Genomic DNA, 13,962 nt, shown 5'->3' with positions numbered 1-13,962 from the left:
TTGCAAGGAATGCAAAGATGAGTAAACAAGTAGAGTTTTTCTTTGATGTGGGTAGCCCAGCCAGTTATTTGGCATGGACACAGTTAGCGAGTATCGCGCAGCGTCACAATGCCGAGATTGTTTGGCGACCTATGTTACTTGGCGCAGTGTTTCAAGCCGTTGGTAACACCTCACCAGCTGCCGTACCTGCTAAAGGCGCTTATATGCTCAAAGACCTTAAGCGTTTTTCAGCCATCTATGACGTGCCTTTTCGCTTCAATCCATTTTTCCCAGTCAATACGATGCAGCTTATGCGCGGTGTTACCGCTTATTTGGGGACACCTAAATTTGAGAGTTATTTATCCGCTGTCTTTAATGGGCTATGGGCTGAAAAGTTAAATATGGAATCACCAGAAGTCGTGGCTGAAGTTCTGTCGAAAGCAGGCATTGAGGCGACTGATTTTATGACGCGTATTAGTGAGCCTGAGGTCAAGGCGCGTTTAAAATCTAGTACCGAAGAAGCAGTAGCACGAGGCGTATTTGGGGCACCAAGTTTCTTCGTAAATGGTGAGATGTTTTTTGGTCAAGACCGGTTGAGCTTTGTTGAAGATGCTTTGAGAGACTGAGCATAGTAAGTCATAGGATATATAGACTGCGCTATACTAGCTCAACGATGACCCATTGGTTCTCAACCTGCCAGCATCAGCCGCGATACGTAACCGTGATTTTTCTTCACTATGGTTTCTCCAGAAAATAACCTTGCCACTCAGTTTAATGATTAAGCTCTATGGTTACATTAAGACAAGTCTATATAGTGATAGTTTTGCTTAGACTGCTCTAGTTCCTCTAAATCTATATCTACTATTACTATATCTGGCGACGAACCAAGTTTTTTTATAATGCTTCCTGTAGGAGAGACGATTAGGCTCTCTCCTACAAACTGACCGCCATGACCGACGCCGACACCATTGCAGGTAATCACAAAACATTGGTTCTCTATAGCCCGAGCTTGAGTCAATACATAGTGGGTATTTGCATAGGGAGACATATTGCCGTTTGGCATAAATATGATCTGTGCGCCTTTTTTTGCCAGTGCTCTTGAGCCTTCTGGAAACTCTAGCTCAAAACAAATCTGAGCACCGCAAACCACATCATTAATGCTAACCACTGACAGGTCTTCTCCGCTGGTAAATACCCCAACATCATCAAGCCAAAGCTTTGACTTTCGGTGTTTATGAATGATTTTGCCGTTTTTTATAAAAGAACATGCGTTATAGAAAAGTTGATCCTGTTTGTCAATATGTCCAATAATGATGGTTGAATCTGTAGTTTTGCTTGCTTCCAATATACTTTGGAAGTGCTCTGTTGATTGATGATACAACGCTTCAATATTGTCTAGCGTCGGAAAGCCAGTCAAAGCAAGTTCTGGAAAAATCATAAAGCCATCACAAACTTGATGATCATGGATTGATTTTAATATCGCAGCAGCATTTACTGATACTTGATAATCGGTAATATCCATTTGATTGAGGATTATTTGCATAGGTCTTGCTCTTTATCGTAGGGGGTTGATACTTTCACAGTGCTTATTGGTCGCAATTATAGGTAATACTCGTTAATGACGGTCTTTAGAAACACTTATTTAAAATGCTATTTAAAACACTTTTAAAGACATTGTGACTCTAACCAACGACTCAATTTAATGATGTCTGGTTGATTTGACTTTAAGTTATTATAAAAGAAATAGAAACTGTCGCCAGTGAGTAATTCATGCATTGGGATTTTGACAAGATTTTGCTGATGTGTTTGTTCTAGCATCATATAGTTGTCGGTAAGCGTAATACCTAAGTTATAACGTGCAGCCTGTGCGGCAAGCAGTACATGGCTAAATTGATTAATCTTTACCTCGCTTGGCAGCTCAAACCCGCCTGCTTTACACCATTTTAGCCAATCATTAGCCGTACTTTCACTTTTGTCAGAATACTTTACGGACAGTATAGGGTGTTGCCATAACGCCTCAGGCAATGGCTGATCCTTTATTTCTGCCCAAAGCTTTTGACCACAGACAGGGAATAGCTTCTCAGCGAATAAAAGCTTGCTGACTACGTTACGTTTCGGTGGATTGACGGTAATAAAGCAATCCGAACACTGCTCATTATAGTCGTCTTGGTCTGTCACCATATTTAAGGTCAGCTCAATCTCTGGGTGCTGTTCGCGGAAGTTTTCTAACCGAGGAATCAACCAATTGACAGCCACTGAACTATACAGCGCTAGGCGAATATGGCCAGGCTTATCATGGCGAATGGCCTGACTGGTATTGGATAGAGTAGTCAGCGATTGATTTACTTCTGTGAAATAGCGAGCACCTATGTCTGTTAAAGAAAGGGTTCGGCCCTGCCTATAAAATAGCGCTTCACCAAGATACTCTTCAAGCATTCGAACCTGATGACTCACGGCACTTTGCGTCACGTTGAGGCTTTCTGCTGCCTTAGAAAAACTATTAAGCCTTGCTACAGATTCAAAGCATTGTATGGCACGTAATGGAGGAAGTTTCATTATGAGTTCAAATAATACTAAACGTTTTTATATCATTATACGTCATGAGTATACGCGAATATACTATTTATCTGACCATTAGATTAAATGGCTTAATTTAAAATTTTATGTATTTTGAGATAGGTATAAGCATGATAATGCCGAAGATGAGTGTTGGATTTGCAATGATACTGTTGGTTGCAGGAAACATGATTGCAGTCCTTTCAGATGCGCTGATAAAAGAGTTGCCAGATGGCGCAGCGGTCTATCAGTTTGTGCTATTGCGTCAGCTAACAGCTGTCTTGATGCTGCTACCGTTTTGTTTATTCAACCCAAAAGCCAAGCTACTTAGTAACGTAAAATGGCATTTTGTACGTGGGCATATTTGGTTGTTTGGCGCGGTATTCATGGTGTTGTCTATCCAAGCGTTACCGCTGGCAACGGTGAATGCGATTTTTTATACTGCACCTTTACTGATGTTGCCGTTAGGATTCCTGTTTTATAAAGACAGACTTACAGCACCAAGCATCATTGTGGCAATACTAGGCTTCATAGGTATTCTTGTCGTGGTAAAACCGACACAAATTAATATGGGTGCTATATTTGCGTTGATCGTGGCCTTAACCATGGCGACAAACAATCTATTGGTTCGTAAATTGCCTTCGAATCATACCGTTACTCAGACACTGTTTTTGACCAATTTAGTCGGAATACCGTTGGGGCTTGGTTTGGCTATTTGGGAAAATGCCCCTTTGAGTTGGTACGCACTATGGATAGCAGCAGGCTCAAATTTGTTTATTTTGATCTATGCGGGTATCTGCGTACTGGTCTACCGAGCGGTTGAAGCACATAAAATATCTAGTGCAGAATATACGGGTCTGTTAGGAGCAGTGTTCATCGGCATCGTGTGGTTCCATGAGATACCAGATATCAGCTTATTGATAGGTTCAGCATTGATTATTATCCCTCTCATTTGGCTAGCCATACGAGAGTCTGTCAAATATAAAAGAACAGCTCTATAGCGTTTTACAATAGAGAGAGCGGAGAAAGAATCTATAATAATATTCGCATGAATTTATGTCATGAATTCGTGTGTTTAAATCGTTTTTTTTATACTCATTTTTTGTGGCAAATTACTATAGATACAACCATTCAGGCAAGGCTCTAGTCTTCAAGAGAGCTCTTGTTTGTTGAAGTTATTACTATAGGCAGGCCAAATAATGAGCAATATAACCACATTCTCAGTCACATCTTCAAATCGAAAAATCGACCCTCCACGGCGTCGAGGTGGCGCGTTTAAAGCTGATGGCTCTCTGAACGATAATGACCGTGTCGAGATAGGTCCCACAGATATTGCTTTCAATGAGTGGGCTGAGCTAGGGTTGACACCTCCTAACCTTACACGAATGCGTGAATACCGCCTCCAAAGAATCGTAAAAGAACTACAGAAAAGAGATCTTGGCGGCATCTTATTGTTTGATCCTCTTAACATTCGTTATGCGACTGACTCCACAAATATGCAGGTATGGGTAACCCATAATCACTCTAGAGCCTGTTTTGTATCTGCATCAGGACATCTTATTTTATGGGATTTTCACAATTGTGAGCACTTATCAGCACACCTTCCTTTGATCAAAGAAGTCAGAGGAGGCGCTTCTTTCTTCTACTTTGAAACCGGCGATAGAACTGACGAACATGCCTCTAGGTTTGCTTCAGAAATTCAATCTATTTTACAGGAGCATGCTGGAGACAATAAAAGATTGGCTATCGATAAAATTGAAATTGCTGGTTTCAATAAGATAAAACAGTTAGGAATCGATGTTTTTGATGGTCAGGAAGTGATGGAGTTTGCTCGATCTATTAAGAACGAAGATGAAATTAATGCCATGCGATGTTCAATTGCCTCAACAGAGGTTGCGATGAAGTGCATGCAAGAAGCAACAGTACCCGGTATCACTGAGAATGACATATGGTCTATTCTTCATGCGGAAATTATTCGTCGAGGTGGTGAGTGGATAGAATGTCGAATTCTTTCTTCAGGGCCTAGAACCAATCCTTGGTTTCAAGAAAGCGGCCCTCGAATTGTGAAGGAGGGTGAGTTACTTGCATTCGATACAGATCTGATTGGCCCTTATGGAATGTGTGCAGACTTGTCTCGAACTTGGATGATTGGGGAGTGCTTGCCAAGTGCAGAGCAAAAGCATCTCTATCAGGTAGCTTATGAACATATCCAACACAACATGACTATATTAAAATCAGGAATGACATTTGAAGAGGTGACAAAATCTGGTTTATTACTTCCTGAAGAATATAGAGCGCAAAGATATGGTGTGATGATGCATGGCGTTGGTCTTTGTGATGAATACCCGTCTATTCGTTACCCCGAAGACCTTGAATGCCATGGCTATAGTGGCGTACTGGAGCCGGGTATGGCACTCTGCGTTGAAGCGTATGTAGGTCGAGTTGGTGGTAAAAATGGTGTCAAACTTGAAGATCAAATCATTATTACAGACACTGGGTTTGAAAACCTTACTAACTATCCATTCGAAGCTGCTTTATTGGCTAATTAAAGATAGTTTATTGGTTGTCTGAATATTGTCTTAGAACTTTTAGATTATACTCGTTTGGTCATCATGGATGATTGTCTCTATAAACGTGTTAAGACAAGAGTTTGATGTAGGTGAAGTGCATTATCTGCGGGTTTAGATGGTTGGGATACTCATCAACACGCTGATAGCCATTATTATCGTAGTATTGATAAGTGCACAGGGTGTCTGTATGTAGAGCATACGTGGTTACGCCCTGTGCCACGAGATAAGCCTCAAATGCTTGAATCAACGTCGCTCCAATACGGTGACGACGATAGTCTGGATCTACACAGAAGAACTGTAGCTTGCTATCAAAATCGACTGTCTTTCGTTTCGCACCAGCCGTTTCTTTTTTCTGTAAATCAATTAATACCTGTTGTCCTTGTTCAGATAGACCTAGCTTTTGTTCTATCTGAACAATAATAGGCTTATCATCGAATGACAAAGCTTTATGTGGATCTTGTCTAGTGATCCCTATCACCACACCGCAAATAATGTCACCATATTCTGCAACTTGTATAAAAGTAGCATGATGACAGTCTTTAGCTAGAAATAGGGTAGCCAGTTGCTTTAGAACCTGCTTATCTGTTGCAGTAGTAAATACACTCAAATTCATATTGACGACAAAAAGGTCAACAATGGCTGCAAAGTCTTCAGGCGTAGCACGACGATACTGTATTGTCATAAGTTGCTCTCATTTATCATTAAAAGTACTGGCGTATGCTGATTGACCAAGCATTCATACGCCAGCACTTTGACACCTGTATTTTGCTAACAGACTTATCAAATAATGATATTTCTATCTAATAGTCCGTATTTACCACTTCATTTCACCTGTATTTACTTTACTGCCTATTTGTAAATTAGTATCCCCAGATAACGCGGGATAAGCTGCTTCCATAGTAGAAATCACTTTTTCTGACTGTTTAGAGTCTTGCTTTTTTGCCTCATCCAGTGCTTGCTCAAAAGTTTTTAGATAACTGAGAGTGAAATCAACAGCATAGTCTTTTTTGAGTAGGTTGCCTGAATAGTGACCTGGTATCACAAGGTTTGGCTTTAATTACTTCATGTGTTCCAATGATTGCATCCACTCGCTACGAGCTTCTTTAGTTTGGGTATCAGCAGTCCACACATGCATACCTGATGTTACCGACACACCGCCGAAAACGGTTTTTGACTCTGGTACCCACATGTATGCTTGATGGGTTCCCATCTCCTTGATTTCAATTTTGTGACCTTCTAGGGTCAGTGTAGACTGATCAAGTGTTTGCGGTACTGTGATCTTGGTAGGCGCATGTTTACCAAGGATTGGACCCCAATGCTTTAATTTTGCATCTTTAGTCGCCTCAATGTGTTCAATAATCGAAGGGCTAGACATAACCTTCACATTAGGGAAGGCTTTGACTAAAGGCTGAAGACCGAAATAGTAATCTGGATCGCCTGCCGTGATATAAATCATTTTTAGGTCTTTATTGCTTTTTTTGATCATATCAACCAAAGCTTCACCATCTTTGACACTAAACTGTGCATCGAACAAGATAGCATCTTTCTCGCCACTTGCCAGCACAGAAACCACTGGGAAAATAGCATTTTGATCAGGTTTATATGCTTGTAGTTGTAGGTCGGCTGCGTTTACTTGGGTTGCGAGCAGTAGCACACTGGCCGCCATAGAAGCTGTCATTAATTTTTTCATAATGCACCTTTATTTTCGTTTGAGTAGATAGACTACGTTATTTACGTTATTTTTTATTAATAGCTATTCTATTTGATTATATTTCGTTTAAATACCCTATAATTCGACGATTACTGTTTCGTATTTCGCGCAAATAAGGATAGATAAATGGATAGACTGACCGCTTTGCAGGTGTTTGTTACTATCGTCGAGCAAGGTAGCTTGAGCCGTGCTGCGAACAATCTAGACATGTCTAGAGCTAAGGTAACGCGCTATCTGACAGAGCTTGAGAGCTGGATGGATATGCGCTTATTGCATCGCACGACTCGAAGTCTGAGCCTCACTGTACCTGGTGAGTAGACTCTTGAGGTGGCGTACCAGTTACTTGAATTGACTGACTCGTTGGATCAGATACGCAATCAAAACACTTTGGAGCTAAAAGGTCAGCTGCGAATCACGGCCAGCTTTTCGCTGATTAATAGCCTTTTGATGGATGTGGTTGGTCGTTTTGTTTCTCACTGGCCGCAAACAGCGATTGATATTCTTACCACTGATGATTCGGTCAATTTAGTTGATGCCCGTATTGACTTGGCGATTCGTATCACCAATGACTTGGAGCCAAATGTCGTTGCCAGACGTATCGGTGAGTGCCACTCTATCGTATGCGCGGCACCTGAGTATTTACAAAGGCGTGGCAGACCTACAGATGTACAGTCGCTTGTACATCACAACTGTCTATCGTTTGCGTATTTTGGACGGTCTGCATGGGTGTTTGATGGGCCAAATGGTCCAGAGTCTGTTCCTATCTCTGGCAACATCAGCGCCAATATCTCTGAAGTCTTGCTCTCTGCCACGCTACGTGGACACGGGATCAGCTTACAACCATCTGGCGCAGTCAAATCTTTGATTGCATCTGGACAACTTATTGAGTTATTGCCTGAATGGAAACCCAAAACTTTGGGTGTTTATGTGGTTTATGCCAATCGAAAGCAGGTGACACCACTACAAAGAAAGTTTATTGATTTTCTTGCCGAAGAAATAAAGCGTTCGCCTTATTGGTAGCAAGAAACTCATAAACTAGGATATTAATAGATAGGAAAAATAGATAGGAAATATCTTACGACGGCTCTAATGTTAACATTAGCCAATAGGTATTTATTGCTACTATGATTGAGGATTAAAGGCGTAGATTATGCACAGTCTGATTACGCATAAAAGGGGTTGTCACCTCTCTATATATGAACTAATACATGGTTTGATCATTAGCAGAACCCTTAGGTATTTGCTGGATAGAATCCCAATGCTCGACAATTTTCCCACTATCATCAAATCGAAAGAAATCCATCGTCACGAACTCATCGATGGTTTTATCTTCGTTATGCCAGACTTGATGGGTATGCAATGAGACTAAGTCATCTTCAGCGATACAACGTACAAACTCAATTGACTTATTCGGATACTGTGCTTGCATCCGTTCAAAGTATTCAATAAATCCTGATTTACCATTGGCGACGACGGGATTGTGTTGAATATAATCATCACCCACATAGTCAGCGACGGCTTTCTGTGGATTACCCTCGTAAGCGGTCTTATAGAACGCGACAGCATTCTTTTTATTGTTTGCCAAATTCATCGTCGGCTCCAGTCATTATTTATATTTACTTCAACATATCCTAATAAGAAATATTATTAAAAAACGTCAGAAACTCAAATGGCCAATAGCAACGCTAAAATTATGCTTATTGACCATTTGATAATGTTTAGACTTCGGTTAGGGTCTGTTGAACATTCAAATATTAGGGCTGCTGATTGCTAAAATTGCACCAAATTAGGCGCAAGCCGACGATAATGTCGAGACCTTAACTAGGATGGCAACAACGTTTGGGGTGATTTTAGCATCAGCCTTTCAGGGCAGTACTATTTTCTGCCAATATATGGCGAAATTGTCTAACCTAGAATGACTAGGCGTCAAAAATTTCACTGCATATTGTCTAAAAAATAGTGACTGCCAGCACCACATTTGAACGTTAAACAGACCCTAATGATTGCTTAAGCCTTAATAAAAATAGTCTCTTCACTTAAGCGTGATTTAGGTATTTTGGCATTAAAATCATCATCACTGCGGTAGCCAAACGATACCACTGCCACAGCAGAATATCCTTTGCTACGTAAGTCGAACTCTGTATCAAGCGTCTGTAAATCAACGCCTTCCATAGGGACGGTATCAATACCCAAAAGCGCGCTGCCCAATAGTACCCCGCCCATATTTAGATATACCTGTTTGGCCAGCCAATGTGGCTCATCTTTCACATCGTAACGATGAATGTCTAAAAATAGTTGGCGACCTTGATACATCTGCGCTTTGAATTCTGGCTGAGCATAGCGACCATCTTGATCTTCTTTTTCTAACACCGCCTGCATGTATTCATCGTCGGCATGAATACGAGTACAGAAAACCACCACGTGTGAGGCATCTAGGACTTTAGGTGTATTAAAATGAAAGGCACCTTGCGTGCTTTTGGCAATGCGTGCTTTGCCTGCGTCATCATCTGCAATCACAAAGCTCCATGGTTGAATACTGGTGCTTGATGGACTCATTTGTAGCATGTCTTTGATCTGCTCAAAATCTTCAGCAGATATCTTTTTATTGGCATCAAATACTTTGGTGCTGTAACGCCAGTTTAGTGCTTCATTAATGGTTTTCATGATTGTCCTTAAATAGAGTAAGTTTCAGTTTTTTAGTCAGTTGGTTATGCAAATGGATTTAACAAACGGTGCTACTCAATCCTTATCGTTTATAGTTAAGCTAACTGATTAGCCCGTCCTAGCGATGACTCATAATAGTAAAGTCCATACATCAGAACCACTAGCTACAAGAGAAAACACTTTCAATATTATTTTGAAGATAACGTACTTTCAATCTATTAAAAGGTTGTTTATCGCTATACTCAAAGCGGTGATAAGCTTGAGCCTAACCAAAACATTTTGTAATGGAAGAATGTTTTCGATACATTTTAGGAAAAGTAGGTTGTGCTAGGGTAGGAGGTGTTTTTTGAGTTGTTTGGAAGTATTTTACTTGCCTACGAACATCTAATGCAGATGGTTGATATTGTTATAATTTATATGACCATAGCTGATTGATTTAAACAGCTTATAAACAGGCGTGATACACCCAATATAGGAGGCCTAGACATGTTTATAGTATTGTTGGTCTTTTATATAGTCGCTATATCGTTGGGAGCTATAGCTATAAATATTTGAGGATAGTAATGTGCTTATTACTATGTTTGAATTTGGCAAAAGCACGCATTAAGGGATACAGTAAAATGCTCAGTGCAATCGCAATGAACCAAAGTGTACTAACGTCATTTACACCAAAATATTCCCCATGCGTCATACCGAACTGTTGAACAGCAAATACATACAGCAGCTTCAATACATAGAGATGTACGATATAGAAAAACATGGGTACAAAACCGATGACAATAAGGGGTTTTGTCCATGATTTGGTTTCAATCTTTTGAAGCATTACCAATAAAACCAGTCCTATGCCCACATTCCACAATATAAAGAGTAACGATGGCGGATATTTAGTGAGATTCATAAAGCTCATGAAGGTTTCGCTCAGAGTCGGCATCATCAGCCATGCTTGATCGCCGTATACATTGGCCAGTCGCAGTACCACAAATAACGCGATACTCACCATACCAAATGTAAGTAACGTACGGTTTCTCTTTTGCACAGACGTAGCGTTATCAAACACAGATGTACCGATACAATAGCCCAGTATGATAACGCCAATCCAAGGCAGTACAGGATAAGAGGTTCTGAAACGAATCACCTCACCAAACTCAATCCAACCGCGCTCATGAAGTATCAGCCACAATTGATGGACGATAGGAATGTCGGTAAAGGAGACGGTATCTAATAAATTGTGACCAAATATAATCACCAAGCTGAGTAGCCACAGCCACTTCTTAGGTAGGCCAATAACTGCTGAGAGCGCAATCATACTGAATCCAATCGCCCATATCACTTGGAGGTAAACTACATCAGGTGGAAATTGTGTTGTCCAAGCAAAGTTAATTACAATCAGCTCCAAAAAAAGCCCGCGTTTGATTAAAAATTCGCGGGTCATTTGAATACTATTGTGTTTGTGTTGGTACAAATAAGCAGACAGTCCCGTCAGTAACACAAAGACAGGCGCACATAAATGGGCAATCATTCGGCTGAAAAATAGTGGTTCATCCGTTCCTGGTATCAGCATTGGATCAGGAACTTGATGGTGTAAGTAAAAGGTCTCTCGAACATGATCCACCATCATGATGAGCATCAAAAGCCCTCGAAGTGCGTCGATCGCTTGCAACCGTTGAAAAGGTGTCGCCATACAATAGCCTTTGTATAGTTAAAACGAAACATTATAACGTATCAATTATTAGCTACTACTGATTTAAGTACGCATTTTCGCAGAGGTGCTCACTGATTTGGATGTTTATGCTTGTCTTAACTTTTTATGCTGTGTCTGACCTAACGATAGCGTACCGCTGTTAAAACGGCGCGAAATTATCAGGCTGACTGTGCGTATCAGTCCAACGTTGATTGGCATCAATATGACTATTAAGCCCAACTCCTCGTGGTACTTGCATATTATCGCCATATAGCCAAAGCACCATATTGGTACGTTTGCCACTAGTGATTGGATGTGCGGCGTGCGGCACCGAGCCTCTATGAATAATCGCCATGCCAGGTCTAAAAATGGCACGTTTGGTTTGCCCTAAGTATCCTGTGTGCTCATAGGCCGTATTATAGTATCCATCGTGTATCTCCAAACGTGTGAGTAAGCCTTATAGGTGCATGCTACTATAATTAATGATTTTGATAATCAGCAGGTTTAGAGAAACAGTTTCAATAATTTTTATATAATGATGAGGCTAGCAGCAGCAAACGATGCTGGTTGCTAAGTTAGAGGCTAATTGAACGAAGGCATGACGATGAAAAATTTGCAGGATTTACGTATTTTTATTGAGACCGCTCGCTTGGGTAGCCTATCTGCCTGTGCTCGGCACTTAGATCTGTCGCCTGCCGTTGTGAGTGCAGCGGTCAAGCGATTAGAAGCCGAAATTGAGACGGTATTATTTGTTCGCTCTACTCGTAGGCTGCGTCTAACTAGCAAGGGTGAGCAATATTTAAAGCATTGCCAAGATGCGGTGGCTATTTTAGACAATGCTTATGCAGGACTACATGACAATGATGCTGAACTGACGGGTACCATTCGACTGTCGGCATCATCAGATTTGGGACGAAACTTAATTTTGCCGTGGTTGGACGATTTTATAGACATTCACCCAAAAGTGACGGTGCAGCTACATATGTCAGACAGCTATGTGGACTTGTACGGTCAGCAGATTGATTTGGCACTACGTTACGGCGCACCCAAAGATTCGTCACTGGTCGCATTACCTATTGTATTGAATAATCGCCCTATACTGTGTGCATCAAAGGAATATTTGAGCAAAATTGATAAGGATATCGGTATCCCAAAAATGCCGGAAGATTTGTCGCAGCATCATTGCTTACGTTTGGGTCATGATGAAAAAGATTTGAGCGAGTGGACTTTTGAGAAAGCGGGCAAGACTAAACGTGTGGCAGTGGATGGTAATCGTAGAAGTAAAGACGGTGACGTTGTACGCCGCTGGGCAGTGGCGAGTAAAGGCATTGCACTAAAGTCTCAGTTAGATATAGCCGGCGATTTAAAGGCAGGGAGACTTGTTGAAGTGGAGTTGGACGGCTGGCAAGTGGCCAACTATCCACTATATTTGATTTGTCCAGAACGGCGCTTAATCGATCCATTGTTTAATGCGGTCAAAGAATACTTGATTGAACGGGTAGAGCAGGTATTAAGGTAAAACGAGAACCAATGATTACCCTGTTTGATCAGTTTTAAGATAGTTAACATTTAAATTCTTTACATGAGGTATGTTTAATCAGACGAGCTATCCAGCAATCCCTAGACAGTAATTGCTGGATAGCTATTATAATTATTGCCATACCTTATCAAGCACCGTAAACCAGTTTTTTGACGTTATCTTTTCAATCAATTGATCAGAGAAATGGCGTTGCTGCATTCGCTCAATCAGCATGGAGATTTGACTGATATCAGATAACTCATCAGGCAGTAGGCAACCATCGAAATCAGAGCCAAACCCAACATGATCTTCGCCTAGATGGTCGATCAGATAATCAAGATGATCGACAATCACATCAAGCGAGGTTTGCGTATTACGTTGCCCATCTGTACGAAGAAACGCCACATCGAAATTCACTCCAACCAAACCATCGCTTTGTTTAATAGCAGCCAGCTGCTGATCAGTCAAGTTCCGTGCTTGCTGACAGAGAGCGTGTGAATTGGAATGTGTAGCAACAATAGGCTGGCAGGCAATTTCTAGCGTATCCCAAAAAGCGCGTTCATTCATATGCGACACATCGATCAACATCTGCTTATCACGACATGCCAAAATAAGCGCTTTGCCCTGAGCGGTCAAACCAGATCCTGTATCGGGAGAATGCGGAAAAGACGCATTTAAGCCATCACCGAAGAGACTCTTTCTATTCCATAGTGGGCCAATGCTTCTGAGGCCTGCCTCATAAAACATATCAAGCAGGTCAGGCTGTATGGCTAAAAACTCAGCACCTTCCAAATGCAATACAATGGCCAGTTGCTTATTCTGTTGACAGGCTTGGATTTGTTTTAATGAGGTGCAAATCTGAATCTGACCGTCAGATCTTGCCTCTAGTTGCTGGGCTAGTTTCAATTGTGTGCAGCAGATATCGACGATTTCTTGCGGAGTAAAATCCGAATTTGAGGGGTCAGATAGTTTTTCAGGATGGTTGTTTTTCACATAAGCATAGGGCGGTAAAAATATAGAAAATAATCCGCCCATCCAGTTCGCGTCTTTGCAACGTTGTAAGTCCAAATGCCCTGGTAGCGTGCCATAAATAAAGTCATGTACCGGATCGGCAGTTGAACTTAGCCAAAGTCGAGTCAACAGATCATTATGTCCATCAAATATCACAGGCTTAGTATTAGCATTCATATTTCACCTGTTATAGCCAATCCAAAATAAAAGAAGTACAACCCATATTATGAAATAGTTTAGGTAGATTATTCTCCATCCAACCTTGTCGTAG

16 protein-coding genes are annotated in these 13,962 nt (G+C 41.1%); 6 read left to right on the top strand and 10 right to left on the bottom strand.

What is annotated here, in order from left to right:
* Window positions 1-17 precede the first annotated feature (17 nt).
* Window positions 18-605, top strand: a complete 588-nt coding sequence (locus tag I3254_RS08790; RefSeq protein WP_238052586.1) for a 2-hydroxychromene-2-carboxylate isomerase — start codon at window positions 18-20, stop codon at window positions 603-605.
* Window positions 606-775: 170 nt separating this feature from the next.
* On the opposite strand, the gene I3254_RS08785 is transcribed toward I3254_RS08790, so the two are convergent.
* Both I3254_RS08785 and I3254_RS08780 read right to left on the bottom strand, forming a co-directional pair.
* A complete protein-coding gene (locus I3254_RS08785) occupies window positions 776-1,522 on the bottom strand; it encodes a carbon-nitrogen hydrolase family protein (protein WP_238052585.1) in 747 nt (248 codons plus the stop codon).
* Window positions 1,523-1,644: 122 nt separating this feature from the next.
* Window positions 1,645-2,535 (bottom strand): LysR substrate-binding domain-containing protein, encoded by an 891-nt coding sequence (locus I3254_RS08780; protein WP_238052584.1) that lies wholly within the window; start codon window positions 2,533-2,535, stop codon window positions 1,645-1,647.
* Window positions 2,536-2,666: 131 nt separating this feature from the next.
* On the opposite strand from I3254_RS08780, the gene I3254_RS08775 reads away from it, so the two are divergent.
* Both I3254_RS08775 and dddP read left to right on the top strand, forming a co-directional pair.
* Complete coding sequence (locus tag I3254_RS08775) at window positions 2,667-3,536, top strand: DMT family transporter (protein WP_238052583.1); 870 nt, start codon at window positions 2,667-2,669, stop codon at window positions 3,534-3,536.
* Between the two features lie 198 nt (window positions 3,537-3,734).
* On the top strand, window positions 3,735-5,084 hold the full coding sequence (gene dddP / locus I3254_RS08770; protein ID WP_238052582.1) for a dimethylsulfonioproprionate lyase DddP: 1,350 nt from the start codon (window positions 3,735-3,737) through the stop codon (window positions 5,082-5,084).
* An 88-nt stretch (window positions 5,085-5,172) separates the two neighbouring features.
* On the opposite strand, the gene I3254_RS08765 is transcribed toward dddP, so the two are convergent.
* The 3 genes from I3254_RS08765 to I3254_RS08755 form a co-directional block, all read right to left on the bottom strand.
* Window positions 5,173-5,787, bottom strand: a complete 615-nt coding sequence (locus I3254_RS08765; protein WP_238052581.1) for a GNAT family N-acetyltransferase — start codon at window positions 5,785-5,787, stop codon at window positions 5,173-5,175.
* Window positions 5,788-5,919: 132 nt separating this feature from the next.
* Window positions 5,920-6,147: a hypothetical protein gene (locus I3254_RS08760; protein WP_238052580.1), complete on the bottom strand. Its 228-nt coding sequence runs from the start codon at window positions 6,145-6,147 to the stop codon at window positions 5,920-5,922.
* A gap of 15 nt (window positions 6,148-6,162) precedes the next feature.
* Window positions 6,163-6,795: an MBL fold metallo-hydrolase gene (locus I3254_RS08755; RefSeq protein ID WP_238052579.1), complete on the bottom strand. Its 633-nt coding sequence runs from the start codon at window positions 6,793-6,795 to the stop codon at window positions 6,163-6,165.
* Between the two features lie 147 nt (window positions 6,796-6,942).
* Here I3254_RS08755 and I3254_RS08750 point away from each other — a divergent pair, with 147 nt between their 5' ends.
* A complete protein-coding gene (locus I3254_RS08750) occupies window positions 6,943-7,134 on the top strand; it encodes a LysR family transcriptional regulator (RefSeq protein WP_238052578.1) in 192 nt (63 codons plus the stop codon).
* 9 nt (window positions 7,135-7,143) lie between these two features.
* Entirely contained in the window at window positions 7,144-7,836 is a 693-nt protein-coding gene (locus tag I3254_RS08745; protein ID WP_238052577.1) for a substrate binding domain-containing protein, read from the top strand.
* Between the two features lie 181 nt (window positions 7,837-8,017).
* Here I3254_RS08745 and I3254_RS08740 read toward each other — a convergent pair whose 3' ends face one another.
* From I3254_RS08740 to I3254_RS08725, 4 genes are all read right to left on the bottom strand, one after another.
* The gene (locus I3254_RS08740) at window positions 8,018-8,407 is read right to left on the bottom strand and encodes an ester cyclase (RefSeq protein WP_238052573.1); all 390 of its coding nucleotides are present in this window, start codon (window positions 8,405-8,407) and stop codon (window positions 8,018-8,020) included.
* Between the two features lie 416 nt (window positions 8,408-8,823).
* The gene (nfsB, locus tag I3254_RS08735) at window positions 8,824-9,480 is read right to left on the bottom strand and encodes an oxygen-insensitive NAD(P)H nitroreductase (protein WP_238052571.1); all 657 of its coding nucleotides are present in this window, start codon (window positions 9,478-9,480) and stop codon (window positions 8,824-8,826) included.
* A gap of 541 nt (window positions 9,481-10,021) precedes the next feature.
* Complete coding sequence (locus I3254_RS08730) at window positions 10,022-11,161, bottom strand: heparan-alpha-glucosaminide N-acetyltransferase domain-containing protein (RefSeq protein ID WP_238052569.1); 1,140 nt, start codon at window positions 11,159-11,161, stop codon at window positions 10,022-10,024.
* A gap of 160 nt (window positions 11,162-11,321) precedes the next feature.
* Window positions 11,322-11,603 (bottom strand): hypothetical protein, encoded by a 282-nt coding sequence (locus I3254_RS08725; RefSeq protein WP_238052567.1) that lies wholly within the window; start codon window positions 11,601-11,603, stop codon window positions 11,322-11,324.
* Between the two features lie 162 nt (window positions 11,604-11,765).
* Here I3254_RS08725 and I3254_RS08720 point away from each other — a divergent pair, with 162 nt between their 5' ends.
* Window positions 11,766-12,680 (top strand): LysR family transcriptional regulator, encoded by a 915-nt coding sequence (locus tag I3254_RS08720; RefSeq protein ID WP_238052565.1) that lies wholly within the window; start codon window positions 11,766-11,768, stop codon window positions 12,678-12,680.
* Between the two features lie 132 nt (window positions 12,681-12,812).
* Here I3254_RS08720 and I3254_RS08715 read toward each other — a convergent pair whose 3' ends face one another.
* Window positions 12,813-13,868, bottom strand: coding sequence for a dipeptidase (locus I3254_RS08715; RefSeq protein WP_238052564.1), 1,056 nt, complete (start codon window positions 13,866-13,868; stop codon window positions 12,813-12,815).
* Window positions 13,869-13,962: the final 94 nt, after the last annotated feature.

It is taken from the genome of Psychrobacter sp. Ps2 (genome assembly GCF_022129405.1).
Classification (GTDB): domain Bacteria; phylum Pseudomonadota; class Gammaproteobacteria; order Pseudomonadales; family Moraxellaceae; genus Psychrobacter.
This window is presented reverse-complemented; position numbering and strand designations above follow the sequence as displayed.

Excerpts from the sequence above, each read along its gene's own strand:
- I3254_RS08765 (WP_238052581.1), bottom strand. The coding sequence starts at position 5,787 with ATGACAATACAGTATCGTCGTGCTACGCCTGAAGACTTTGCAGCCATT.
- I3254_RS08740 (WP_238052573.1), bottom strand. The coding sequence starts at position 8,407 with ATGAATTTGGCAAACAATAAAAAGAATGCTGTCGCGTTCTATAAGACC.
- I3254_RS08750 (WP_238052578.1), top strand. The coding sequence starts at position 6,943 with ATGGATAGACTGACCGCTTTGCAGGTGTTTGTTACTATCGTCGAGCAA.
- I3254_RS08715 (WP_238052564.1), bottom strand. The coding sequence starts at position 13,868 with ATGAATGCTAATACTAAGCCTGTGATATTTGATGGACATAATGATCTG.
- nfsB (WP_238052571.1), bottom strand. The coding sequence starts at position 9,480 with ATGAAAACCATTAATGAAGCACTAAACTGGCGTTACAGCACCAAAGTA.
- I3254_RS08775 (WP_238052583.1), top strand. The coding sequence starts at position 2,667 with ATGATAATGCCGAAGATGAGTGTTGGATTTGCAATGATACTGTTGGTT.
- I3254_RS08780 (WP_238052584.1), bottom strand. The coding sequence starts at position 2,535 with ATGAAACTTCCTCCATTACGTGCCATACAATGCTTTGAATCTGTAGCA.
- I3254_RS08790 (WP_238052586.1), top strand. The coding sequence starts at position 18 with ATGAGTAAACAAGTAGAGTTTTTCTTTGATGTGGGTAGCCCAGCCAGT.
- dddP (WP_238052582.1), top strand. The coding sequence starts at position 3,735 with ATGAGCAATATAACCACATTCTCAGTCACATCTTCAAATCGAAAAATC.
- I3254_RS08720 (WP_238052565.1), top strand. The coding sequence starts at position 11,766 with ATGAAAAATTTGCAGGATTTACGTATTTTTATTGAGACCGCTCGCTTG.
- I3254_RS08785 (WP_238052585.1), bottom strand. The coding sequence starts at position 1,522 with ATGCAAATAATCCTCAATCAAATGGATATTACCGATTATCAAGTATCA.
- I3254_RS08730 (WP_238052569.1), bottom strand. The coding sequence starts at position 11,161 with ATGGCGACACCTTTTCAACGGTTGCAAGCGATCGACGCACTTCGAGGG.
- I3254_RS08755 (WP_238052579.1), bottom strand. The coding sequence starts at position 6,795 with ATGAAAAAATTAATGACAGCTTCTATGGCGGCCAGTGTGCTACTGCTC.